General features: G+C 60.8%; 23 protein-coding genes. 14 read left to right on the plus strand and 9 right to left on the minus strand.

Features of this window, described 5'->3' with window-relative positions:
• Positions 1-56: 56 nt before the first annotated feature.
• From P3T17_RS22265 to P3T17_RS22290, 6 genes are all read right to left on the minus strand, one after another.
• Entirely contained in the window at positions 57-1790 is a 1734-nt protein-coding gene (locus P3T17_RS22265; RefSeq protein WP_429408915.1) for a PQQ-dependent sugar dehydrogenase, read from the minus strand.
• A 235-nt stretch (positions 1791-2025) separates the two neighbouring features.
• Positions 2026-2568: a glycoside hydrolase family 19 protein gene (locus tag P3T17_RS22270; protein WP_429408916.1), complete on the minus strand. Its 543-nt coding sequence runs from the start codon at positions 2566-2568 to the stop codon at positions 2026-2028.
• A 38-nt stretch (positions 2569-2606) separates the two neighbouring features.
• Positions 2607-3410, minus strand: a complete 804-nt coding sequence (locus P3T17_RS22275; RefSeq protein ID WP_074267853.1) for a DUF4239 domain-containing protein — start codon at positions 3408-3410, stop codon at positions 2607-2609.
• Between the two features lie 4 nt (positions 3411-3414).
• Positions 3415-4512, minus strand: a complete 1098-nt coding sequence (locus tag P3T17_RS22280; RefSeq protein ID WP_429408917.1) for a hypothetical protein — start codon at positions 4510-4512, stop codon at positions 3415-3417.
• A 97-nt stretch (positions 4513-4609) separates the two neighbouring features.
• Complete coding sequence (locus P3T17_RS22285; protein WP_429408918.1) at positions 4610-6247, minus strand: S8 family peptidase; 1638 nt, start codon at positions 6245-6247, stop codon at positions 4610-4612.
• Positions 6248-6437: 190 nt separating this feature from the next.
• Positions 6438-7328, minus strand: coding sequence for a hypothetical protein (locus tag P3T17_RS22290; protein WP_429287884.1), 891 nt, complete (start codon positions 7326-7328; stop codon positions 6438-6440).
• A gap of 621 nt (positions 7329-7949) precedes the next feature.
• Between P3T17_RS22290 and P3T17_RS22295 the strand changes: the two genes are divergently transcribed.
• The 7 genes from P3T17_RS22295 to P3T17_RS22325 all read left to right on the plus strand — a co-directional run bounded on the left by P3T17_RS22295 (position 7950) and on the right by P3T17_RS22325 (position 12295).
• On the plus strand, positions 7950-8156 hold the full coding sequence (locus P3T17_RS22295) for a response regulator transcription factor (RefSeq protein ID WP_074267849.1): 207 nt from the start codon (positions 7950-7952) through the stop codon (positions 8154-8156).
• A gap of 8 nt (positions 8157-8164) precedes the next feature.
• Positions 8165-8383 carry a response regulator transcription factor gene (locus P3T17_RS22300; protein WP_429288119.1) on the plus strand — a complete coding sequence of 73 codons (219 nt, stop codon included), beginning with the start codon at positions 8165-8167 and terminating at the stop codon, positions 8381-8383.
• Between the two features lie 180 nt (positions 8384-8563).
• On the plus strand, positions 8564-8842 hold the full coding sequence (locus P3T17_RS22305; protein WP_429408919.1) for a hypothetical protein: 279 nt from the start codon (positions 8564-8566) through the stop codon (positions 8840-8842).
• Between the two features lie 48 nt (positions 8843-8890).
• The gene (locus tag P3T17_RS22310) at positions 8891-9952 is read left to right on the plus strand and encodes an extracellular catalytic domain type 2 short-chain-length polyhydroxyalkanoate depolymerase (RefSeq protein WP_429287886.1); all 1062 of its coding nucleotides are present in this window, start codon (positions 8891-8893) and stop codon (positions 9950-9952) included.
• A 26-nt stretch (positions 9953-9978) separates the two neighbouring features.
• Positions 9979-10554: a hypothetical protein gene (locus P3T17_RS22315; RefSeq protein ID WP_429408920.1), complete on the plus strand. Its 576-nt coding sequence runs from the start codon at positions 9979-9981 to the stop codon at positions 10552-10554.
• A 55-nt stretch (positions 10555-10609) separates the two neighbouring features.
• Positions 10610-10987: a hypothetical protein gene (locus tag P3T17_RS22320; RefSeq protein WP_429408921.1), complete on the plus strand. Its 378-nt coding sequence runs from the start codon at positions 10610-10612 to the stop codon at positions 10985-10987.
• A 237-nt stretch (positions 10988-11224) separates the two neighbouring features.
• Positions 11225-12295, plus strand: coding sequence for an Ldh family oxidoreductase (locus P3T17_RS22325; protein ID WP_429408922.1), 1071 nt, complete (start codon positions 11225-11227; stop codon positions 12293-12295).
• Positions 12296-12395: 100 nt separating this feature from the next.
• Here the strand turns inward: P3T17_RS22325 and P3T17_RS22330 are convergent, their stop codons facing one another.
• Together P3T17_RS22330 and acnA are read right to left on the minus strand one after the other, a co-directional pair.
• The gene (locus P3T17_RS22330; protein ID WP_429408923.1) at positions 12396-13292 is read right to left on the minus strand and encodes a GntR family transcriptional regulator; all 897 of its coding nucleotides are present in this window, start codon (positions 13290-13292) and stop codon (positions 12396-12398) included.
• A gap of 42 nt (positions 13293-13334) precedes the next feature.
• Positions 13335-15959 (minus strand): aconitate hydratase AcnA, encoded by a 2625-nt coding sequence (acnA, locus tag P3T17_RS22335; RefSeq protein WP_429408924.1) that lies wholly within the window; start codon positions 15957-15959, stop codon positions 13335-13337.
• Between the two features lie 388 nt (positions 15960-16347).
• Here acnA and P3T17_RS22340 point away from each other — a divergent pair, with 388 nt between their 5' ends.
• The 7 genes from P3T17_RS22340 (at position 16348) to P3T17_RS22370 (ending at position 23892) form a co-directional block, all read left to right on the plus strand.
• On the plus strand, positions 16348-17544 hold the full coding sequence (locus P3T17_RS22340) for a diguanylate cyclase domain-containing protein (RefSeq protein WP_429408925.1): 1197 nt from the start codon (positions 16348-16350) through the stop codon (positions 17542-17544).
• Positions 17545-17881: 337 nt separating this feature from the next.
• The gene (locus P3T17_RS22345) at positions 17882-18670 is read left to right on the plus strand and encodes an enoyl-CoA hydratase/isomerase family protein (protein ID WP_429287888.1); all 789 of its coding nucleotides are present in this window, start codon (positions 17882-17884) and stop codon (positions 18668-18670) included.
• 34 nt (positions 18671-18704) lie between these two features.
• Entirely contained in the window at positions 18705-20366 is a 1662-nt protein-coding gene (locus P3T17_RS22350) for an AMP-binding protein (RefSeq protein ID WP_429408926.1), read from the plus strand.
• A gap of 58 nt (positions 20367-20424) precedes the next feature.
• Positions 20425-20790: a VOC family protein gene (locus P3T17_RS22355; RefSeq protein ID WP_429408927.1), complete on the plus strand. Its 366-nt coding sequence runs from the start codon at positions 20425-20427 to the stop codon at positions 20788-20790.
• 39 nt (positions 20791-20829) lie between these two features.
• Positions 20830-21852, plus strand: a complete 1023-nt coding sequence (locus P3T17_RS22360) for an LLM class flavin-dependent oxidoreductase (RefSeq protein ID WP_074267837.1) — start codon at positions 20830-20832, stop codon at positions 21850-21852.
• A complete protein-coding gene (locus P3T17_RS22365; RefSeq protein WP_429408928.1) occupies positions 21849-22958 on the plus strand; it encodes a flavin reductase in 1110 nt (369 codons plus the stop codon). The genes P3T17_RS22360 and P3T17_RS22365 overlap by 4 nt, the downstream gene beginning before the upstream one ends.
• A 52-nt stretch (positions 22959-23010) precedes the next feature.
• Entirely contained in the window at positions 23011-23892 is an 882-nt protein-coding gene (locus P3T17_RS22370) for an alpha/beta fold hydrolase (protein WP_429408929.1), read from the plus strand.
• Positions 23893-23903: 11 nt separating this feature from the next.
• Here P3T17_RS22370 and P3T17_RS22375 read toward each other — a convergent pair whose 3' ends face one another.
• Entirely contained in the window at positions 23904-24680 is a 777-nt protein-coding gene (locus P3T17_RS22375) for an IclR family transcriptional regulator (RefSeq protein WP_074267834.1), read from the minus strand.
• Positions 24681-24856 lie beyond the last annotated feature (176 nt).

Consider the following 24856-nt stretch of genomic DNA (forward strand, 5'->3'; position numbering starts at 1 on the left):
TCGGCCCCTCGCCGATATTCAGGTCTTAAAGCAGATGAGGCGCTTTCCGCTCCGCATCACGGCGCGCCCGCATACGAGACGCGCCATACGGTGCCGTTGCCGTCTTCGGTCACGAGCAGCGCGCCGTCGTGGGCAACCGCCACACCTACAGGTCTGCCCCATACGCTGCGGTTGTTCACCACGAATCCGGTGAGAAAGTCCTCGTACGCACCGGTTGGAACGCCGTGCTCGAGACGCACCCGCATCACCTTATAGCCGGTGCGCGAACTGCGATTCCACGAACCGTGAGAGGCCACGAAAACATCGCCGCGATACTCGGCGGGGAACGCTGCCGCGCCCGTTTTCGCCGTATAGAAGCACATCTCCAACGGAGCCGAATGCGACTGCAGCAGGACGTCGGGGGTGATCGTCTTGCCGGCGAGATCGGGGCGCTCACCAGCGTGGCGAGGATCTTCGTGGTTACCCATGTAGTACCACGGCCAACCGTAGAATCCACCCGCCTTCACCCGGGTGACGTAGTCGGGCACTAGATCGTCGCCAAGGCCATCGCGCTCGTTCGTCGCAGTCCACAACTCGCCCGTATCCGGATCCACCGCGATCCCCACGCCGTTGCGAATGCCCGTCGCGAAGGTGTGGAGCGCTTCATGACCTTCGGGATCGGTGACGAGAATATCGGCACGATTGGTTTCAGCATCCCACCCAGCGCCCTGCCCGTGTTGCGAGTCCCAACGAGCGATTTCCTCAGGACTCTTCTTGCTCATACCCTCAGCAACGTTCGACCCGGACCCGACCGTGATGAACATGCGCTTGCCATCCAGCGAAAAAGCCACATCGCGCGTGCTATGACCGCCGTGACTCTCCGTCAGACGTGGCACGATCACCTGCGCCGCACCGCTCACCTTGAGATCGCCGCTACGATAGGGGAAACGGACAACCGAGTTGTTGTTCGCCACGTAGATCCATTGCGGATGATTCCCCGGTGGATAAAATGCGATCCCGAAGGGCTGGTCCAGGCCATCCGCAAAGATCTGATTGTCGGACGGCGCCTGGGCTCCGTCGGCGGCGCGCAATACCCTGATGCGATTCTCGGCGGTCTCCGCCACAAAAATATCCCCATTGGGTGCGACGCGCACGATGCGGGGATCGGACAGGCCTGTCGCAAACAACTGAACCTTGAACCCCGCTGGCACGGACAACGAGGCATTGGCGGGTTGCGCTACCACTCGCGGACTGTTGCCGGACGAAGTCGTCTTGTAGGGTGCCGGCAAATCCGCCACCGTGAGGTGATGCTCGACACCTGGAGCGGCGTGACGCCAGTCGCCTGGGTCGGTTTCAGGCGAAGCGCCGGACGCGGTGTTCGCGGTCGACGAAACCTGGGCCAACTGCTTCAAGGTGGAGAGGTAGGCAATCACGTTGCTGCGATCGTTGGAATCGGCGACCGATATAGGCATGGTGGTGCCAGGGACTGCCGCCGCCGGATTGAGCAGGAAGTGCTCCAGGGTCGCTGAATCCCATGTGAGACCTGACCCGCTCAAGGCATTGGTGAAGCTGAAGTTTGGGATAGAGCCCGCGCGCCGGCCCAAAACGCCTACGAGGCTTGGGCCTTGCCCCATGATGGGTAAATTGCCAGGCCCAAGGGTGTCGGCGTGGCACATGGCGCAATTTTGCTGAAAGAAGACTTTACCTTGTGAGGCATTACCTGCAGGCGGGACCTGCGCTGCGGCTTCTCCAGCAACACCAAGACCGGCAAAGACCATGCTCACAAGGAGCGCCCGAGGGAGTGGCCGCATGGACAGCACCCCATGCCCGGCCGTGTTCGACCTGCGATGCGGCATAGATAACATGACCCACCTTCCGCGGATTGAGTTATCAATACTCTACGGTGGAATCGAGGCGATGTAGACCCTGCTGAAGCAATGAATGCCTTTTCTGGCAGAGATGCCATCCCCCCGCCACTCAATTGTCATTCTGCGGGGCGATGTTGTGCCGTGATGTATTGCAGCTAGCGACGCTTTACCGCCCCACTTAAACTGCCAAAGCGGCCTTCGCTATTTCCCAGCGCCGGATCCGGTCGTCGAGTCCGTTGGTGCCACCGTTGATCCGCCGCGTAAGCGCCACGAAGTCTCCGCTATCAGCGAGCGCATTGCAGCCGTGCTCCTTCCACCACCATGCGGCGGAACGTGCCGCCCAATCGTCGTGCTCCAGTAATTCCGGCGTGGACGTCAGATCCACGCCGAGCGCCGCGCCACATGACGCGTAGTTCGCGCGGCCCGTTATCTGGATCAGGCCGCGTCCGCGGTAACGATATCCGTCTCCTGCCCGAAGATTTCCCAGACTACGAGCTTTCTCCGAGGGCGGTTCATACAGTTTTTGCGCCGGTGTTGGCCCCCACAGTTCGTGTGTCAACTGGAAGCCAAGCGTTTCGTGCCCGGTTTGCGCGATGAAGGCAACGAGACGAACCCGGCTCGCGATGTCGAATTCGTCGAGCACGGCGCATACGCAGGTATGCCAACGAGTCGCAAGCGCCACCGGAAGGTCGGCGGCTTTTTGAAATTCTTCGAGTGTCATTTCACTATCCCCACGCCAGGATCCGGCGTCGCATCCAGTTAGTGGATCGGAGCGGCTGGCCACGTGCCGCGCGCTATTAACGCGTCGATGGTCTGCCGGAAAGGGGCCGAACTCACGCTGACGTCGCCGGCAAATGGGCGATCGACTGCCAGCACGAAGAAAAATGCGAGTCCAAGCGTGACAGCCCATGCCGATGTGAGTGCGACGTGGAAGCGCGTCGCAGGCAGCGCATACAGCAACAGGAAGGACAACAGACTAACCACGATCATCACGGCCCACAGCGTGACAGGCATCGCCACATCGAGTGTGGCGATGCGTTGCTCGCGATACTTCACCATCTCGTTGGCACGTGCCAGCACTTCAGCGAGCAAGGTGGTCTGCCGCGGACCGGTGGGTTGGATAAGGTTGGCCGAGTCGAACATCGCATCGAAGCGGGCCTCCGCCTCCGGGTCGAATCTCGCCTGTTGCTGCATCAACGGCCACTCATTTTCTACGACGCGTTCCAGATAGCCGCGCAGCGCCCGTCCGGTCGCATCCGCGTTTGGACTGCTAAACGCTGCCAGATCACGCGCGAGTTCGCCGGCACAGGCGGCTTCGGCCGCCACCGTGCGATTCGCGTCGTTGTACGCATCCCATACGCTGATTGCTGCGAATGCCACCAGCAGCGAGTTGATCGTCGTGATGACGGAGACCATCGAGATGGTCATCGCCCGCTGCTCGGCATCGAGCTCAATTGGTGCGCAGCGCCGGAATATGACGTACCCCAGCAGCGCAGCCGCGAGTGTGGCGCCTACGACGAGCGCGGCCATGCAGAAGGTGGGCAGGTTGTAGAGAAGCAGCATGGTCCTACTCCTGCGCGACGGATGCGGCACCATCGACCGCGGTGCTGGCGGAGGGCGCCGATTCGGGCGATAGCATCGCCCGTGTGAAATCGCCGAGTCGTTGCCTGATTTCCACGGGCGTGGTGCCCGCATCAAGTGCCTGCTGAAGCTCCAGCAAGCGCGCAGCGAGATCGCTTTGCGACTGAATCCGTTCGGTGGTGGCGTGGGCGCGCTGCGCATCGAGCGTCGCGCTCACCTGGGTGGACCCGTCGCCGCGCACGAGCGTCTCCACGGTGTCGACGAGACGTTGCAGAAGCCGATGCACCGCAGTCGCGGAGAAGCCACCGAGCATCGCGAGCGACGGTTTTCCGAAGCTGTTCATCGGGCCCGATCTGAACAGATCCGCGGGCAGCATCTCCACCAGGATTAGCCCTGCGATCACGCCAAGGATCAGGCGCGCACCGTACGAGGCGTCGAATTTCGGATCGTAGGTCGAGTTCGCCACGTAGCGGTGGGCGTGAAAGAGCGTCGCGAACGATGCACCCAGCCCCGCACAGAAGAGCAGAAACAGCGTATTCCACAGCAGTGTCGAGCCCGACGAGGCGAGGAAGCCGCGTTGCATGTTCGCAGACGACACTTCCGCCGGCAGTCCGGTAACGACCACCGCCAGCAGAAACAACACCGACGCCACGGTCAGCACGCGGATCAATGGAACGGGGCCCAACCATGCGAAGCGCTGGCCGCGGCGCCGTTCCGTGTCCAGCAACGTGATGCCCTGAGGCGTCGCGGGCGCTACGGCATGAGCCAGTTTGCGATGCATTGCCGCAAGCTCGCGGGCACGGGCGCCAGGGGTCTCCGGCGAGCGGCGTGGAGCCGTGGCCATGGTGGCATCCACATCTGCTCCATCGGCCGAATCGATGAGCGCGGAAAGCTGCGCAATCAGTTCTGCCGGCACGGCGAGGCCGTGCTGCAATGCGTGGCGTGCCATTGCTTCGCACTCCAGCTGAAGCTGGCCCACCAGCGATTTGGCGCGCTCCCCGGTCACGGCCGGCGCCAAGGTGGCACTCGACCGCCCGCTTAACGCGCGGGGTAGAGGCGTCGGCCCCAGTTCCAACGTACGCATATGCCCTCTCCTTTTATCTTGTGTGCCTGCCGTCCGGGAGGGAGAACCGTGTCATGACGCCTCTCCCTCCCGGCTGCAAAAATGCGGCTCCCTCAAACTACATGCCGCGAGTGAACAGACGGGTCAGGTTCTGCAACCGGGGTAATCCGGCGCCAAAACGGTTCTCAGGATCGCTCGCCAGGATCGGCGAGCTGATCATACGGATCAGCCGGAACAGGCACGCCACCCGGTTCAGTCCGCGCGGCCCCAGATACTGCGAAAGCTGCGGATCGGCTAGCAGCATTGCGGCGAGCCCGGCGATATGCGGCGCCGCCATCGACGTGCCCGAATCGGGCATGAAGGTCGCGCCGGGGACTGTCGATACGATGCCGACTCCAGGTCCGCATACGGCCACTTGCGGGCCGAAGCACGAGAACGTCGGCGCAAACAGCCCTTCGCGCGTGAGCGCCTGTTTGAGGATCTGTGTCTGCTCCCACACCGTAGGGGGCAATTCGCTTTGCAGTCCCAGGGCAGATACGGCAAGCACATAAGGCGAGGCCGCCGGGTATTGCACCGGGCCGCCGGAGTTGCCCGCAGCGACGATGCAGGCGACGCCACTCTGGGCCGCCTCGATCAGCTTGTGTTCGACGACCTCGGAGGTCTGCGGTGCGCCCAGGCTGAGATTCACGACATCGATGTCATGGTCGATGCAGTAGTCCAGTGCCTTGAGCAGGGTGCTGAACTGGCCGCCCGGGAAAATCTTCAGGGCGTGAATCTCGGCGTCGGGTACAAAGCCACGCATCGATAGCCGTTGTTTGTCTGCCTCCGCACTGGCCTTCGCGCCGATCACACCCGCGCAATGGGAACCGTGACCGATCGTGTCGCGCTTCCATGTCTGGACGTCGTCGCTATTGGTGAAATCCACGCCTTCGCGGATGTGGCTGAGCAACGGATGGCTGGCATCCGCGCCGGAGTCGACGATCGCCACGCGAACGCCAAGTCCACGCGGCTCGCGGCCGTTGTCTTCGAGTCCCATCAACCGTTGTCCCCATCCGAGGGATGCAGCCGGCGGCACCTGGGGATTCGGCTGTGATAACGGTACGACCTGGACCACGTTGACCTGCTCCGACGACAAGGTCGGCGTCAGCATGTATTTGTTCCAGTAGCGGTTCAACGGCCGCACAAACAGCGAGCGCGCCGGTCCCGGCTGCGACTGGACAAGTGCCAACGCGACTTCTCCGCTCGCGTCGGTCGTGCCGCTCGCCGGATTTCCGTCACCCGTCAGCGCAATGGCCACGCCTGCAACGGGCTGCCCATCTTCCCCGATCACGCGGATCACCACCTGGCGCGTCAAGGGACCGTCGAAGGCGGATTGCGGATGCAGCAACTGAGTGCTTTCGCTCTCCGGCTTTCTCCCATATCCCAGCGGGTGATCTTCCTCGACGATCATGTGCGGCGGCGCAACGTTCTGCAGCGCCTGCGCGTGATTCGCGTCGAGTTTGACCACGTAGGTGTGCGTGGCTTCGTCAGCGCGGACCGAATTCTGGTGCGAATTCTTATGACCGGTGACCACATGCACGATCTCCACGCCTGGCAGATTCGTCACCGCACTGTGCAATTCCGTGGCCGACATCGGCTGGACTGACGCTTGCTGCGCAAGCACGCCGCGGCGCGATCCAATCAGGTATTGACGCTTGTTGTTTTCCACCGTGACTGGCTCTGCGCTGGGCGCACCAGAGTGTTTGTCCTGTTCCATGGGTGTCTCTCCATTCAGGCGCCGCGCCGAAGGCGACACCTCATAATAATTTGCATGCCTAAGTTAATAGAGGAATGATCCCGGCAATCGAATCGCCCTTTGAAAACAAGAGCCGCTACCGACCTCTTGTCCCGTCTCTAACCGGACCCGGTGGCCTTTAACGGCGCGCACCGGATCCGGGACGCCGCGATCAGTGGTAAATGACCATCGGTTGCGCCGAGAACGGCAACAGACTGCCGATATGTCCCGCGACCGTGCCGATCTGCTGACCGGCGTTCGGATGACCGACGAGGCCACCCACGACGTTCCCGACCGTGGGCGCCAATGCACCGATCAGGTCACCGAATACGCCTTGCGGAGCAAGCGTCACTTGCGGCTGGGCAGAGAACGGCAGCAGGCTGGCCACATGCCCCGCGACCGAGCCGATCTGCTGACCGGCGTTCGGATGACCGACGAGGCCACCCACCACCTGACCGACCGTCGGCGCAAGCGTACCGATCAGACTGCCGAGAATCCCTTGCGGAGCGAGCGTCACCTGCGGTTGGGCAGAGAACGGCAACAGACTGGCCACATTCCCCGCGACCGAGCCGATCTGCTGACCCGCATTGGGGTGACCGACGAGTCCACCCACCAGATGGCCAACCGTCGGTGCAAGCGTGCCGATCAGACTTCCGAGAATGCCTTGCGGCGCCAGCACGATTTGCGGTTGCGCCGAGAAAGGCGAATACCGCGCAGCCTCACTGACGATGTTGCCGAGATGCTGACCCGCGTTCGGATAGCCCACTGCAGCGCCGATCGTCGAGAAAACGGGAGGCGCCACGGTATGAACGACCGCGCCGATCGGGCCCGGATGCGCAGGCGGCTGCGGAAACGGAATGTGGCGTACGGCGCCGGCAAGCGCATGCCCCGCCACGAGTCCCGTGGTGGGATAGCCGAAGTGAGTGCCGACAGCGTGCAGGGCGTCAGGCGCTGCCGCCGCCAACGCGTCGGGCAGTCCGCTTTGCGGATGCAGAAGCCATTGCGGATGCACTGAAAGCGGCAGCACATTTCCATAAGCGTGAAACGCAGGTTGATAGCTCATTTCATATCCTTGGTTATCCATATTCCCAATGCGCGGCGGAGCCGATGCATGTCTCCTTCAGCGCTCTCATCCCGGGCCTTTTTAAATCGGCCCGCGTCTCGAGGATCGAATTCGCGAAGCCTTGCGTGCACCGGTCAGGCCATTCTGCGATGGCACTTCTGACACAACCATTCGGCAAATGCGGTATGGGATGGATAAGGCAGAAAAACGGAGTGTCTGGCGAATTCACTGTCTTTTTTACTTAAATTTCATTTTCATTACTTTAATTTTTCGTTTTGTAATTTTGCAAAACTGCATGGAATTGAACCGTCAAAAAAGACAATGGACGTTCACGTATTAGTCATATCATATGAATATAGATCTATACGCAGAGCGCCGGCCTCCGGCGCCTGTGCTGGGATTCCCGTTCGCCTACGTCCGAACCGTCAACGAACGGCTGCAGCCTCGAATAGCAAAGCAATCGAATTTACACGCTGTGATCTGAAAAGCCTTACCCGGCATATCCAGTTTCCGCTTGTGGGTCCGATAAAACGCGTTGTTACGGGGGCATTCCCGACGCGGTAAACATGCGGCTGCCACTCCTGCACCGGAACTGAAATTCCGGGTCGCCAGGAGACCTCCATGGGACTTACCCTTCGGGAAAAGGACGTGCTCGCGCTTATTGCACAGGGATTCACTGATCGGCAGATTGCTATGCAATTAGCATTCGCCGTTTCTACCGCACGCAAACACCGCGAAAATCTGCTTCTGAAATTTTCAGTAACCAAATCTGTTCATCTGGTCGCGCAATATTTATCAGATCAACCTGATTTGCTTAAAAAAACTTAATAATCCCTATTCCTTCCCCCTGCTCACCGCGTGAACGGGACGTTTTGCAGCAACTGGCCAGGGGCTTAAGCGACAAAGAGGTCGCAAGGTCTCTCGACATTAGCGATCAAACCGCCCGCAAACACCGCACCAATCTGCTCCGGAAGACCGGCACGCATAACGTCTGCGAGCTTGTCTTCAAGGCAGCCACATCGCACTGGATCGATCTTGCAGGTCCGCTGGAATGAAATCCCGAACCGCGACATCAGCGCTCTCAAACATGAACGACTACCGCATTTGCCGTATGGCGCCGGTTAGGTCCAGTTGCGCAGAATGATTCACAACCGGTTGGGCCTTCGCAGTCGGGAGGTCCGCTCCGGTCAATCGACGTTTCGAGCGTGGCAGCCACTCAACGCAACGGGGGCGGGATGACTTGCTATCTGGTGCAGACGATGTCGAGCGGAGACCTGAGCCGCATCACCTATTTCAGGCGGCTTCCGGAAAGCCATCCCTATCCGGATGAGAAGCACCGCTTCACGGAAGACGCAACGCTGGACTACGCCAGACTGCGTGGCATTGCGCCGTCGGAGGTGGTGGCGGGCAAATTGATCCTGCAGCAAAACGCGCTACGGGGCGTATCCACCCGAGAGCTCGACGTCACGGACGGCATACCGCTCGAGTGTGACGGCCACATCCAACCGGCTTGAAACACCGTACTGACAAGCCACCACTACCAGAAACTACAAGGAGTAGCGATGAAACGCCTATTACCACGATCCGCCTCGCGTCTGGCGTGGCTATGTGCCGCCCTCATACCGCTAGCGTCAATTGGATATGCCGCGGATTCGACTGCGCCGCTGCCCAGCTACGGAGCGGATCTTACCCAGACCTCGGTGTCCGGACTTTCATCGGGCGCATTCATGGCCGTCCAGTTCGACGTGGCATTTTCGAACGAAATCGTCGGTGCAGGCATCGTCGCAGGAGGCCCGTACTATTGTGCGGGGCTCTTTGCGCCGACCTCCCCCTTTCTCGCGGCACAGACGCAATGTATGGAGCCGCTTGGCGATTCCGGTCCGCAGGCGAGCGACGCGTTGCAAGCCGCGCGAACGTTTGCCCGCGATGGCCTCATCGACGATCCGCACGGGCTCGCGCGTCAGCGCATCTACGTCTTTAGCGGATCCATGGACAAGACCGTGGATCGCCGCGTCGTCGATCAAACCGCGGCGTTCTTCGCGCTGGCGCAGGTTCCGCCAGAAAATATCCAGTATCAGCATGACATTCCCGCCGGGCACGCGTTCATTACAGACAGGAGCACAGACGCGAATTGCGGCGTCTCTGCCGGTCCGTACATCAACAATTGCGGTTTCGAACAATCGCATCAGATCCTGCGCTGGATCTACGGGAACCTGAATCCGCCATCCGCAGGGGCCACCGGCCGTCTGCTTCCGTTCGATCAGGCGGATTTCGATCCTGGCCATCGTGCAACGCTTAGTCAGACCGGCTACGTGTACATACCTTCAGCTTGCGATACGGACACATGCCGGGTCCATGTCGTCTTCCACGGCTGCCTGCAGGACGCGCAAGCCATTGGTGACCGGTACGTGCGTGGCACGGGCTACAACGAGATGGCGGATACGAACCACATCATCGTGCTGTATCCGCAAGTCGATACGTCTTCGCGCAATCCACAGGGGTGCTGGGACTTCTGGGGATACACCGGCGAAAGCACGCGTAAGCCCGACTTCTATTCACGCGAGGCACCACAGATCGCGGCGGTCATGCGGATGGTTCAACACCTCGGCGCGCCGCGTCAATAACACTTACCGAAAACAAAGGAGCCCTTATGTATTCCGCCCTGTTTGCACCCTGGAGCAACACGAACCGCATGCAATTAGACCTGCTGGCCCAAACCTACGCGCTCTTTGCCGAAGCGTCCAGGTCCTGGCCTACGAGCAGTGACCCCGCACAGTGGCGAACGCTTGCCAGTCATTCGCTGAAGACGTTCTCGCAACTCTCGGATGAACGCGATGCAAAGGCCGAAGATCTCTGGCATGGGCTGCGCGACAAGCTCGATCTCGCGCGCACAGCACAGTCGTTGCGCAGTCTGCATGGAATCGACGCCGATGTCGTGGGGCGTATAGGGCAGGCCAACAGCCGGTGCGTAGCGGCCTTTGTCGAAAGCATGGCCTCATACATGCAGGCCGCGAGCTCGGCACGCGACGCGAACGATATCAGCCTTGCCACGGTGGAAATGGGCAGTGCTCTGCAGAACGCGCTGAAAGACTACGTTACCGATCTCGCGAGAACCGGTAGCGGAGTACTCCCGGCGTGGGTTCAGTGGTTGCGCACGAGTGTGGACGATGCCCCCGGCGGCTCGGCGCAACCGGAAGCCAAGGCGCCGCGCGGCAAGACGCAGTGAATGGCAATACGGCTTGTATCACTCCCCCCGTATCAACCAACCAGTGAGGACTTTTATGGAACACAAACTTTTGATGACAGTGCCTCAGTCACAGCCGGAACTTCAGCATATGGTAGCCGAGGCAAAGAGGATCGCTGATCTGCATGGAGGTGCACCGGCGAATTTTGTAATCGATCTTGCCTCGATCAACACAAGATTGACTACAGCGAAAATCGACCTGGGCGTTTTAGGGGCACGCCAACAGCAACGGAGTGCAATCGTTTCCCTACTGGAACGGCTGATGATCGAAGCTGCAACTTTGGACTACGACGTATCGAATGACGACGTCTTTCGGGCCCTCTATGCGGTTGCCTGCAGCGAGCACAGTGCCGATTATGTGCCCATGCGTGTACTGGGAAATACCGCTGAGGCCATGGTGCCGAAGAAGAAATGATTGGGACTTCGGCAGGATGGACGTGTGAACCATGTCCGAGAAGCCGAAGCTGTGCGCGCGCGAGCGGGCACAGCTTCGGCTTCTGCATTGAGGGCAAGGATGTTGGTCTCCCGATGGATATAAAATTTCACGAGCTACCAACTAATTGCCAGGTTGCCGAGACCAAAGTTTGCGCCAAGACTTGCCTGGTCGGCCACCCACCCGCGCCATGAAGTTTGACCAAAGGAGATTTGCCAAGTGAGCATCACCGACACCCAAGAGTTCCAGCGCGTCGATCCCGATACATTGCGGGACTTCGTCTGCGCCGTCTACGAAACCACCGGCGCCACCGCCGAAGACGCCTACGTCGCCGCCGATGCGATGGTCCAGGCCGACCTCTGGGGCCACCAGTCGCATGGCGTGCTGCGTCTCGGCTGGTACTACGCACGCCTGCGCTCGGGCGCGATGCGCTCGCAGACCAATCTGAGCTTCCCGGTAGACGCCGGTGCGATCGCCGTGATGGATGGCGGCGACAGCATCGGACCGGTGGTCGCGAAACACGCGGCGCTAGACGCAATCAGGCGTGCCAGAGCGCACGGTATTGGCGCGGTGTCGGTGCGCAACTCGAACCACTTCGGCACCTGCATGTACTTCACGCGCATGGCCGCCGAACAGGGTTGCATCATGCTCGCCACGACCAACGGCGGCCCGAACATGGCGCCCTGGGGCGGCCTGAAGAAGATGATCGGCACCAACCCGTGGTCGGTGGCCGTGCCGGCCGGCCGTCACGCGCCGCTGATCATGGATGTCGCCAACTCGGGCGTCGCGCGCGGCAAGATCTTTCTCGCGCAAACCCGTCACGAAGAGATTCCGCTCGGCTGGGCTATCGACTCCAGGGGCCGTCCGACCACGGATCCGGAAGAGGCGCTCAAGGGCTTTATCCTGCCGATGGCGGGCCATAAGGGCTATGCGATCGGCACCATCGTCGATGTGCTGTCGGGTGTGCTGTCGGGCAGCGGTTTCATGGACGAAGTGCACGGCCCCTACGATCCGGTCAATCGCAGCCGCGCCGGGCATCTGATGATCGCGCTCAACGTGGCCGCCTTCCAGCCGCTCGAGGTATTCAACGCGCGCATGGAGCGCTACATTGAAATGCTGAAATCGGTGCCGCTTGCCGAAGGTGTCGATGAGGTGTTCTATCCCGGCGAGAAGGAGGCACGTGCTCACGAACAGCAGAGCAACGAAGGCATCGTGTTGCCTGCGGACACCGTCGCGGGACTCGACAAGGTGGCGGCCGAAGCCGGCGTACCGCTGATCGCGCGCGGGTGAGGTCTAGCTAAGGCCGGTCCGCGATGTCCGGGGCGACTTTACAAGGTGGGGACCAGGAAAGGCACGATCAATTGATAGATGTGTACACCGAACGTCTCGCTTACGGCTCAAGAATGCTGCTGATTCTGGACAACGCCTCGAGCGTATGACGAAGATGCTCGCGCAATGCCTCCGACGCCTCGTCGTTTCGCTCCTGCTCCAGCAACGCGAGGATGTGAAGATGCTGCTTGCAATGCTCGACATATCGGGCGCGGTTCTGCGTCGAGCGGTAAGAGAGAAGACGGCGCACACGATTGACGCGCCTGATCGTGTCGATGAAGAACGAGTTGCCTGCCGCTTCCACGAGCGACTCATGGAAGCGCACGCCACGATCGTGAATCTGATCGGCGGTGTCGGTTTCGATTCCGCCAGCCAACAAATGGTGTTCCGCTGCGCGGCAGCGTTCGATGATTTTCGGATCCAGCCAGTAGCCTGGTTCGAGCAACGCGGCAGGCTCCAGTGCGATGCGCAAGCGATAAGATTGCAGCAGGCTGTCCGGCGTGGTCAACATGCTCGAAAATTGCCAGCCGTAGCCGGGTTTGCGTTCGGCCCACCCTTCCCGTGCGATCCGGCCAAGCACCGCGTTGAGTTGTGCGTTGGTCAGCTCGTAACGGTTCTTGATCAACAGTTCCGTGAAGTCATCGGGTAGCAAACCTTTGAGGCGGTCATCGGCGATACGGAAGTACGTGCTCGTCACCACATCGGACTCTGGCAATCCCAACTGGCCAACAACGTCCGCGAGCGACCCGGTAACCGCCTGCGCGACAAAAAACCCGCGATTGCGCTCGCGTCTGACGATCCCTTTCTCATGCAGTAGCGCCAAGGCCTCGTTCACTGGCGAACGTGACACACGCAGGCGGTCGGCGAGCATCTGCGCAGGCAAATGGCTGCCTGTTTCGAGGCCTTCCGTCTGGATCAGCTCGACTATCTGACTCGCAATGGACCTGTCGGTGTTCATGAGCGTTCTGATTTCCGTTGCCGCCAGCATCCCGCGTATGTGTCAGGCGCTTTGCGACGAAATGACCTTCTTCAGGATTAAGGGAATCACGCCACCGGAACGCAACAAGTCAATTTCCAGCTTTGTTTCGACGGCGGCGGTCGCAATGATGGTCTCGCTGCTGCCGTCGAAGCGAACGATACGGACCGTCACGGGACCTCGCGGAGCCAGCAGTTCGGCCGCAGCGTCGACCTCGATTCTATCGCCGGGCTGTATCTCCAGCGTCACCGGATTCGTTCCGGCCGGCAGGCGTAGCGGCAGAATGCCCATGCCAATGAGATTGGAACGATGGATCCGCTCGAAGCTTACCGCCAGTACCGCGCGGATTCCAAGCAGCCTTTGACCTTTGGCGGCCCAGTCACGTGAAGACCCCGTTCCGTATCGCTCTCCAGCAATCAGGACTACTGAGTCGCCAGCGTCGCGATATCGTTGAGCGGCTTCGAAGATCGGCACGACCTCTTGTGTCGGCACGTGCAGCGTGTGGGCGACAGGGGCACCTGGCTTCAGCAGGTTGACAAGCGTCCGGTTAAAAAACGCCGCACGCACCATGACTTCCCAGTTGCCGCGCCGGGACGCGAAGACGTTCAGGTCGTTGCGGTCGTCGCCACGTTCGACCAGGTAGTCTGCCACGAAGCTATCCGGCGGGATGGCACTCGCCGGAGAGATATGGTCCGTCGTCACATCGTCGCCGAGCACGAGCAGCGGATAGGCCTGGTAGCGTCCGAGCTGGCTGCCTTCGCTGGTCGAGGCGAACGGCGGCCGGCGCAGCGCCGTCGATTTCGGGTCCCATGGATAACGGGCCGAGGCCGGCGATTGCAACGCATGCCATTGCGGATTGGCGCTTGCCGCAGAAAACGCCTCCGGATAGTCCGTGGATTCAGATGCGGCGGCTACGTGTGCCGCGATTTCCTCGCGCGTTGGCCATAGATCCGCGAGAAAGATCGGCGCACCCTGCGCCGTCACGTGCAACGGTTCACGGCTCAGGTCCCGCGCGGCATCGCCAGCCAGCGCGAAGCCGACCACGAGCAGCGGCGACATGATGAACGCGAGGTCAAGTTCGGCGTGAATCCGGCCCGGAAAATTGCGGTTACCCGAAAGCATCGCGACCGGGTAGATGGCCTTGCTCGCCATGCCGTCGCGAATGGGCTTGGTTAGCGGTCCAGAGTTTCCGATGCACGTGGTACAGCCATAGCCGACGATATCGAAACCCAGCGCGGAAAGATCGTCCAGCACGCCGGCCCGCTGCAGATAGGAAGCCGCAGCAGGCGAGCCGGGCCCCAACGATGTCTTGACCCAGGCTGGAACCGTCAGCCCGAACGCGCGCGCCTTGCGTGCAACGAGGCCTGCCGCGATCAGCAACGCCGGATCAGAGGTGTTGGTACAACTCGTGATCGCGGCAATCGCGACTGGATGCTTCGGCAACGGCGGATTCGCCGTAGCGGGCTCGAAGCCCAGCTTCGCGAGTACGGCGGGCATTTGCGAATAATCGAGCAGGTCTTGCGGGCGACGCGGACCGGCAATGTGCATGCCGATCGAATCAAGATCGATTTCGATGGTGCGCGTGTACTTCGGTTCGGCCGACGGGTCGAACCACAGACCCACACGTTTCGTGAATGCTTCGACAAGTTCGACCGCTGCCGGCGAACGATGTGTGGTGCGCAGGTAATCGAGGGTCGCTGCGTCGACCGGGAAAAAGCCTGTCGATGCGCCATACTCCGGTGCCATGTTGGCGACGACCGAGCGTTCGCCCGCGCTGAGCGTCGCGACGCCCGCGCCGAAAAACTCGACGAACTCGCCCGATACGCCAATCTGCCGCAGCCGCTGCGTCACGGTCAGCGCCAGATCCGTCGCAAATATGCCCGGCTTTAACGCGCCCGTGAGCCGAACGCCAATCACATCTGGAATGCGCTGCATAACCGGCATGCCGAACATCACGGTCTGTGCCTCGAGTCCTCCCACTCCCCAGCCAAGCACGCCGATGCCGTTGACCATCGGCGTATGGCTGTCAGTTCCGATGAGCGTGTCGGGCACCGCCCATTGCTCGCCATCGCGCTCCTGCACCGTTACCACTGTCGCCAGTTGTTCCAGGTTGATGGTGTGCATGATGCCCGTGCCAGGCGGGTGGATCGTTACGCCGCGCAGCGCCCTTGAGGCCCAGCGGAGGAATCCGTACCGCTCCCGATTACGGCGAAGTTCAAGCTTCAGGTTCTGTCCGGCCGCATCGGGAACAGCGAAAAATTCGACCGCGAGCGAGTGGTCGACCGATGAATCGACCGGCAGGACAGGGTTCAATGCCGTCGGGTCCGCTCCGGCTTCTGCCACGGCATCGCGCATGGCGGCAATGTCCACGAGCGCCGGCGTGCTGGTGGTGTCGTGCATCAGTACCCGGTTCGGCTGAAAAGCGATTTCCACCTCACTCGTGCCGCGCGCGAGCCACGCAAGAATACCTTCGACCGCCGCGCGACGCTCCTCGCCGACGGCGTTGCGCACCACATTTTCGAGGAGTACGCGCAGCACGACTGGCAGGCGCCAGAGGGTATCGCCGAATAGTCCGTGAAGATCGACGAAACGAAAGGAGGACTGCGAGGTGAGCAACCTGGCTGTGGTGGGGGCGTGGAGGATGTCCATGACTGCATTTTTGCACTTTTACGAGTACAAATGCAATAGCGCAAAATCGCTTCCGCTTGTATATGCCTTGCCGCGTGCGATCGGTCTGTGGATGTCAGCGGGTCGGCACCCGCAAGTTGTTCGCGGTATGTGGAGAGCTGCGGGATTCAGGGAAGTTTACGGCCGGCTTCGTCAGCGGTCTTAGGACGCTCTGATAGACTGCCTCGTGGAACGACACGACCCAAGGCCTTTCCGGTCAGCACATGACCAGGCGCCCGGATAAAGATGAGCCAGCGCGTTCGGGGAAACATCGTCTTTAGCCAATGCGTCTGGTTACCGGCACCTATAGCCCCTTGAGATCGTCATCCGCAAACGGGGGCGGGCATTGGCCCGCATAAAGGTGCTGCCAATGAAAAACACTCAACAAATCTATTCATTGCCGCGCGGTCGGCTGGCAAAGTGGCTCGTAGCGCCCGGTCAGGAAACACCACACGAGATACGCGTCGCACTGGTCGGCACGCTGTTCGGAACACTCCCCATCTTCTTCGGCGGCGTTTCCAACACGATCGCGGTCGCATGGGCGCTTGCCTATCGACACCCAACGTTGCCCTTCCAGTTGTGGCTCGCGGCGGAAATACTGGTCTGCGCAACCCGCCTGTGTGTACTTTTCTTTTCGCGGCGGCGGGCCGCGCAGGCCAAGGAAACGCCCACCGACCTCTACATCCTGCTGGCGCCGCTGTGGGGCGCCACGGTCGGCTATGGCGCGTTTGTCAGCGCGATCAGCGGCGACTGGGTTGCCGCGACACTGTCATTCCTTTCCGCAGCTGCGATGGTCGGCGGGATCTGTTTCCGTAATTTCGCCGCACCGCGGCTCGTTGCGGTGATGATCTTCTGTTCGCTCGGACCGTGCTGCATCGGCGCGCTACTCGCTCGCGAACCGGTCCTTCTTCTGACGCTGCTGCAGATCCCCTTCTACATGTTTGCGATGAGTGTTGCCGCGCAGCGGCTGAACGGCATGCTCATTTCGACGATGAAAGCCGAACGCGAGAACAGTCACCGTGCGCGTCACGATGGACTCACCGGACTACTTAACCGCGAAGGTCTCTTCAAGGCTGTCGGGCCGCGTGGCACACCGCCCGTCACGGCGGGTATGACGCTTCTTTATCTCGACCTCGATGGCTTCAAGCCGGTCAACGATGCCTACGGCCACGAGGCTGGCGACATGCTGCTGATTCAGGTTGCGACGCGTCTGCGCGCACTCGGAAGTCCGCATGCGCTGGTTGCGCGTATGGGCGGCGACGAATTTGTCATCGTTGACAGGATCGTGGACGGCCATACATCGCAAGAAATGGCAGCAGCTGTTGCACGCGCAATCGAGCAGCCGTTCGAGATCGCGCCGGGTCTCGCGATTACCGTAGGGGCAAGCGTTGGCATGGCGACTGTAACGACAGAGGACACCGATATCGACGCAGTACTCCGTCTGGCGGATAACGCGATGTACGACGCCAAGCGTAGAAAGAAAGGTGGGCTGGGGCTTGAACACCAGGCCCCGGAAGCCGCGGGTATTGCCGTCGAAGCGTTCGTTGTCGAAGGCCCGACTGATTGAACATCGCGCGTCGCACCTGACCGGTACCACGGCCAGGTGCTCAATCGAGGTCTGACGAAAGCTCTCAACGTCTTTCCCGCCAGCCTCATCTCCTGTTCTCCATTTCGTCCAGTTTGCAGCGCTCAAGCAAATATCGCTGCATGACTGGCTTCTGCACGCCTCAGCGGTACTCCACCCCCACGTAAACCATCCTCGGCAAATGGGTTGACACGCCTCCGCCGTCGACCTACTATACAACAATGATGCATGCGTTCACTATTGTTGAATACATGCACCTGATCTGGCAGGAGACATCAAGGCTTTTACGATCGCCATCATTTATTAAGGATTCCTTTCAATGAAAAGCATCTACTTTGAACGTCGTCAGAACGTAGGCCATATCGTATTGGCCAACCCTCCCTCGAATCTCATCGCGGCTGATTTCGCAGACTCCCTCGAAACCTCCGTGCGCGAAGCCAGCAAGGCCGATATCCGTGCGCTCCTGATCCGTGCAGAGGGCCCAGATTTCAGCAAGGGTGGCGACGTCCTCGATTTCATCGACAAAGGTTTCGATGACTGGCGGACCTTCATAGCGCAGATTCACCATACGTATCGATCCATCGAAGGCCTCCAGATTCCGACGATTGCCGCCGTGCGCGGCGCGGCATTCGGTGGCGCATTCGAACTGGCGCTTGCTTGCGACTTCATCGTCGCCGCGGGGAACGCCACCTTCCGCTGCATTGAAGCATCGGTGGGCTCGGCCCCTGTCGCGGGCGGCGTGCAGCGTCTGGCGGAAAGAGTGGGCCGCGCGTATGCAGCGCGCTACGCGATGCTGAGCGAATCCATGTCCGGTACGACCGCCGGTCAGCTCGGTGTTGCCGCTTTCGTGGTCGACGAAGATCAGGTCGAGCGTGTTGCCGGGGATCTCGCCACCCGGCTTGCCAACGGGCCCACGCGGTCGTACGGCGCCATTCGCGCCCTCCTCAAGGCATGGTCGGGCGGCGGCGTGCCTGGTGCCGACGTGCTGACCCTCGACCTCACCATGGGGCTGCACACAACGGAAGACGCCAGGAAAGGGCGTACCGCCCGTGCGGAAGCCGTCGCTCGTGGCGAGGAACCGGCTCCGGTCGTGTTTCTCGGCAAATGAGCCATCAGGCAAGCCCATTGCACGGAAGACACCGATGAACACGCTTTCACATGAGCGCGGAACACGTTTCCCTGAACTGATCGACAAGACCATTGGCGATGCATTCGACGAGGTCGCCGGCAATATGGGCGACCGCATTGCGGTAGTCAGCCGGCATGAAGGAGTCCGACTCACCTACGGCGAGCTTCGTGAAAGATCGGACCGGCTTGCGGCCGCACTTCTCGATTCAGGGTTCGTGCCCGGCGACCGGATCGGAATCTGGTCTCACACGAATGTCGCGTGGCTGCTGTTGCAGTTAGCCACCGCCAAGGCCGGACTGATACTCGTCAACATCAACCCGGCCTATCGGACTTCGGAGCTGGAGCATGCACTCAACCTGGTGGGATGCAAGGCCATCGTGACGATGGTCCGCTACCGGTCGAGCGAGTATCTGAACATGCTGCGGGAACTGGGAAAAACGCGGCTGCCGACCCTCGAGACGATATGGTGGATAGACGACGCCGACTGCCCCGACGAAGCCGGCGCACAACGCTTCTCCGAGCTGCTCAGCTGCGCCCCTGCAGACAGCGCATCGCTTCGCGACGCACGCCGTGAAGTGCGCCCGGACGATGCCGTCAACATCCAGTTCACCAGCGGAACGACGGGCCTTCCCAAAGCCGCCACGCTGAGTCATCGCAACATCCTGAACAACGGTTTCTTCGTAGGCGAGTGCATGAAGCTCAGCCACGAGGATCGCGTATGCGTTCCGGTTCCGATGTACCACTGCTTCGGTATGGTCATGGGCAACCTCGCGTGCCTGACCCATGGCTCGACGATCGTCTACCCCGCCGAGCGCTTCGACGCAGAAGCCGTTCTGGAGACCGTCCAGGCAGAAAAATGCACTGCCCTGTACGGGGTGCCGACCATGTTCATCGCTGCGCTCAATCATCCGCGCTTTGCGCAGTTCGATATGAGCAGCTTGCGTACCGGCATCATGGCCGGTTCGCCTTGCCCGATCGAAATCATGAGGCGGGTTGTCGGCGACATGCATCTGTCTGAGATCACCATCGCTTACGGCATGACGGAAACGAGTCCTGTGAGTTGCCAAAGCACGACGGATACCCCGGTGGAGAAACGGGTGTCCACGGTCGGCCAGGTGTTGCCTCACCTCGAAGTAAAGATTGTCGATCCGCTGACCGGCCAGACCGTGGAGCGCGGTCAGCCCGGTGAGCTCTGCACACGTGGTTACTCCGTCATGCTCGGTTACTGGAACCAGCCCGAGCGCACGCGCGAGGCCATCGACGCAGACGGCTTTATGCACACGGGCGATCTCGCCACAATAGATGCGCACGGCTACGTGAATATCGTCGGGCGCATCAAGGACATGGTCATTCGCGGCGGCGAAAACCTTTATCCCCGGGAAATTGAAGAGTTCCTGTACACGTGCCCAAACGTTCTCGACGTGCAGGTGGTCGGCGTACCGGACAAACAATTCGGCGAAGAACTATGCGCGTGGATCGTCGTCCGACCGGGCGCGGCTCTCGACGACGACGCTGTCCGCGCCTTTTGTCAGGGCCGGATAGCGCACTACAAGGTTCCCAAATACATCCGCTTTGTCGACTCGTTTCCGACCACCGTGACGGGAAAAATTCAGAAGTACCTGATCCGGCAAATCATGAGCGAAGAGCTTGGCCTGCAAGAGCAACGCACCGCGTGACGCTCCCCGGTCAGGAACCCACATCAATTCCGTTACCATCATTTGCCGGAGCGCTGCCATGGCAGAAGTTGATATACAAACCGTCTATTTCGTCGCGAAGGATATAGGCCAGCTGGAAGATTTCTATGTATCGGCGCTGGGGATGCCTGTCCAGTTCCGCGATGAGAACAAATGGACTCAATTCCGCCTGCAACGCGGTGCATTTGCCCTGAGTTCGCCAGAGGAAGCGGCTGAAGGAACCGTCGGAGCCGTCCCCGTCTTTCAGATCGCCAGCGCGGCCCAAGACGAAGTCAGGCAGAAAATCGTGTCTGCGGGTGGCCAGCTACTCGCACAGCGCGACATGGGCACGCACGGCGTCGTTACCACTTACAAGGATCCGGAAGAGAACATCTTCCAAATATTCAGCAAGTCTTCGACCCGCTAAGTCAGAAGATCACTCATTTCTCACCTTACTGGAAAATCGATGAAATTCGGCATCTTTGATCAAAATGATCGCAATGGTCTGCCAATTCATAAGCAGTACGAAGATAGAATGCAGATTATCGAGCTTTATGACAGGCTTGGCTTCCATTGCTATCACATGTCGGAACACCATGCGACCACGCTGAGTGCCTGCCCGTCGCAAAGCGTGTTTCTCGCCGCTGCCGCGCAGCGCACGGAAAGACTGCGCCTGTCTCCGCTGGTCTACATTCTTCCGATCCATCACCCCGTGCGTCTCGCGGAAGAAATCTGCATGCTCGACAATCTGAGCGGCGGCCGCCTGGAGTATGGCGTAGGCCGAGGCGCCTCGCCCCACGAGATCGAGGCGCTCGGGATCGATCCAGCCACAGCGCAAGCCAGATACGTCGAGTCGTATGAAATCATCAAGCGCTATCTCAGCTCGGACACCCTCAACTACGAAGGGACGTTCTGGCAATTCAACGACATGCCGGTCGAACTCAAGCCGCTGCAGACGCCCCCTCCGACCTGGTACGCGCTGGCATCGCCGGAATCGACGGTATGGCCGGCCCAGGAGAAGATGAACATCGTATGCGGCGGTCCGATCCAGCGGGTCCGAGCCATCACCGACCGATATCACGAAGAATTTGCAAAACGGCACCCGTCTGTCGCTGAGCCGCTCATCGGCGTGAATCGCTATATCGTCGTCGCGGAAACGGATCAGGAGGCGATGGAAATTGCCTCGCGGGCATGGTCGGTGTTCTATCCGAACTTTTTCAAACTCTGGAAGAAGCACGGGACGGAACCGGTCAACCAGAAGCTTCCGCCGACAATAGAGCCGCTCGTGGAATCGGGCCTCGCCGTCGTGGGCCGGCCGGAAGCCGTCCGTGAAAAACTGCTGGCGCAGGCGCACGACGGGGGGTTCAACTACCTCATCGGCACATTCATGTTCGGGGACATGTCGGTATCCGAAGCAAAGACGTCTATCGGCCTGTTCCACGAGTCTGTCATGCCGGCGTTCGGCGAGTCGCAAAAGGTTCTGTCATGACTGGAGGTACTTCGTCAGACAAGGAACGTCCTGCAGTCAGGACGTTCGACAAACGTCAGTTGAGAGACGTACTGGGGTCTTTCGTAACCGGTGTCACGGTGGTCACCACCGTCGACGCCGAGGGACGTATGCACGGCCTCACTGCCAATTCGTTTTCCTCGGTATCGCTGGATCCGCCTCTAGTTTTATGGAGTCAGGCGACATCTGCGGGAAGCCATTCGGCGTTCAAAGATGCCCAGAGATTCACCATCAACATCCTGGCTGAGCACCAATACGACCTTGCCAATCACTTTGCGACCCGGTCACCGGACAAATTCTCCGGCATCGACCATGACCTTGGCGTCGACGGGTTGCCGCTGCTGCGTGATTGCAGCGCATGGCTGGAGTGCGAGGTGGTCTCCCGCTATCCCGGCGGAGATCATGTGATTTATGTGGGCTCGGTGGATAGCATCCGCCAGAGTACGAGACGGCCACTGGTATTCGGTGGCGGGCAGTATCTGGTCGCCGACCCGCACGACCTTGGCGTGGCGCCAGTCGGCACGAAAGGCGCGATGAAATCGCAGCCCCATGCTGTCCGGCTGGCGAGCCGCGCCATGTTGCGGCTCGCGCAGACACTCGACAAGACCCTTGCGCTGGTAGCGTGGGGCAATCACGGTCCCACGGTGATCGCGTGGCAGGCCGCCACCACGCCCGTGGCCGCCGATCTGCCGCTGGGACTTGTGCTACCGGTGACATCCTCCGCTTCGGGGTTGGCTCTCGCGGCCTTCCTTCCGCCCGAGGCGGTCGATCGATTCGTGACCGCAGAACTGCGTGATAACGCGCGACAAGCCTCTGGCGAACCGCCCCTCACCGCGGAGTCACTTGCACGTGAACTGGAATCCGTAAGGGCCTCACATGTCGCGACGAGGCGCCCCGGGCCGTTTTATGACGACCGGACACTCGCCAACGCCATCAGCGTGCCGATTCTTTCTCCAGGCGGACTGGCCGTGCTGGCACTGACGGCGATCGGCCCAGCCGAGCAGTTCGATGCTGCGCCCGACAGTCCTTGTGCAGAAGCCCTCGGGGCCGCCGCGCGCGAGATCTCCGCTGCGTTGAAAGAGGCGTGAACCGGCTTTTTCCATGATTGAAGCGACTGATATATCGGCTGGACTCCTAATCATGACTGAAACAGACACCCATCTTCTTGAATCCCCGCTGCCCGCCATCGAGGAAGCCACATTGAACCTCCCAACACTCGGGGACAAACGAGTGATCACATATCGGGCTACCGGCGACGCGAAGGCGCCCGCCATCCTGCTGCTGCATGGCATTGGTTCGAGCTCGGCGGGATATCGCGCGCAGCTCGCGGCACTGAGCAAGAACTATCGGGTGATTGCCTGGGATGCCCCCGGCTATGGGCAAAGCAGTCCCTTCGCGATCAGCACGCCGGCCGCAACGGACTATGCGGATGCGCTCGCGGGCCTGTTGTCCGCGCTAGGCGTCAGGCGTGCAACCGTCGTAGGCAGTTCATGGGGGAGCGTCATCGCCGCGACGTTTGCGGCGCGTTACCCGGCGGCTACGCGTGCCATCGTTCTGAGCGCTCCCAATGTCGCACGAGGACACCTGTCCGGTGCCGAGCGCGACGCGGCGCGAGAAGCTCTGATGCGAAGTGCAACGGCACAATCGCCCGAAGCGCGCGCCGCTGTAGTCGACGCTCTGCTCGCTCCAAACGCCGACCCCCTGGTTCGCGCGGTCGTATCCCGGCTGCGGGACGCGGTGACCCCTACAGGTTGGGCGCAAGCCGTGGATATGCTCTTCTCGACGTATACGCCATCCGTAGTCCGTTCGATCCAGGCGCCGATCTCCGTCGTGGTCGGCAACCTGGACCGCCTCGCTCCGGTTGAAGCGCATGCCCGGCCGATTCATGAGGCCGCTCGCCATTCGACACTCCATGTGCTCGATGCGATCGGCCACATGCCGAAACTCGAAGCGCCAGAGGCGTTCAATGCCATCGTGCTGGCAGCGGCGGGCGCTGGGACAGACGGCGCGCACCGGCTTTGAGCGCCCAGCTTCTACCCGATCTTGCGGGGGACCTTTCCGCCGAGCGCAACCGTAGCTCGAACCGCGCTATCGAGCAGCGCCTTGATCTCTTTACCTTCAATTTCCGTGTTCAGTGTTGCAGGCGATCCGATGAGACTGATGGCGAATCGGAGATCACCGTCCCTGTCCCAGATAGGGGCAGCGACAGACACGTAACCCATGTCCCCGCGATGAACCGCTGTGAAACCGCAAGTGCGCAATTCAGTGATCGCTTCGTCACGGAAGGAAGCGGGGCTCCATTCCTGTCCCGCGGACAGTTCGCGGCTGATGAGATCGTCGGTGCGCTCGGGTTGGAGACAGGCTACGAACAGCTTTCCCGCCGCAGTCGTGACGAGCGGAATCAGGCCCGTTCTGAGCTCAAGAATGCTGCGGGTCTGCCCCTCCTGCTTGAAGAGACTAACTGGTCCATCTTCGGTCCACGCGGTCACGGCCGCACCACTCAGGGTGGCTTCCCGCAAGGCGATCACCTCGCGGCGCACGATATCGAATCCGTCCAGCTGGTTGATCGCGCTCATACCCAGTGCGAGCGACGCTGGCCCGAGCTTGTAGCAGCCCGGCTTTTCGTCCGCCGATACAAGCCCGGTTCGCACCAGACTGATCATGTAGTTGCTTGTCGCGCTCGGCGACAGTTCGGACAACGCAGCAATTTCTCTGAGAGGGAGTGCTCGCACACTCGTCTGCAACGCCGACAGGATCCGGAACGCAATCTCGACAGACTGAATGCCGCGTCTCGCAGTCACATTGGTCATTTTTCAGCCGTAGTAGAAGTCATAAGAAAACGCCGCCCGGGTTTCCACGGACGTTCATCGTGTTGACACGTCCCGGGGCGGCCCCTATATTGTTCAACATACATTGTGTCATTCATTACTGTTGAATGCAACACCGGCGAACTGAGGCGATTACGCACGAGCAAGCAGCCGGGACA

The sequence above is a fragment of the Paraburkholderia sp. GAS82 genome (genome assembly GCF_050436285.1).
Classification (GTDB): Bacteria; Pseudomonadota; Gammaproteobacteria; order Burkholderiales; family Burkholderiaceae; genus Paraburkholderia; species Paraburkholderia phenazinium_B.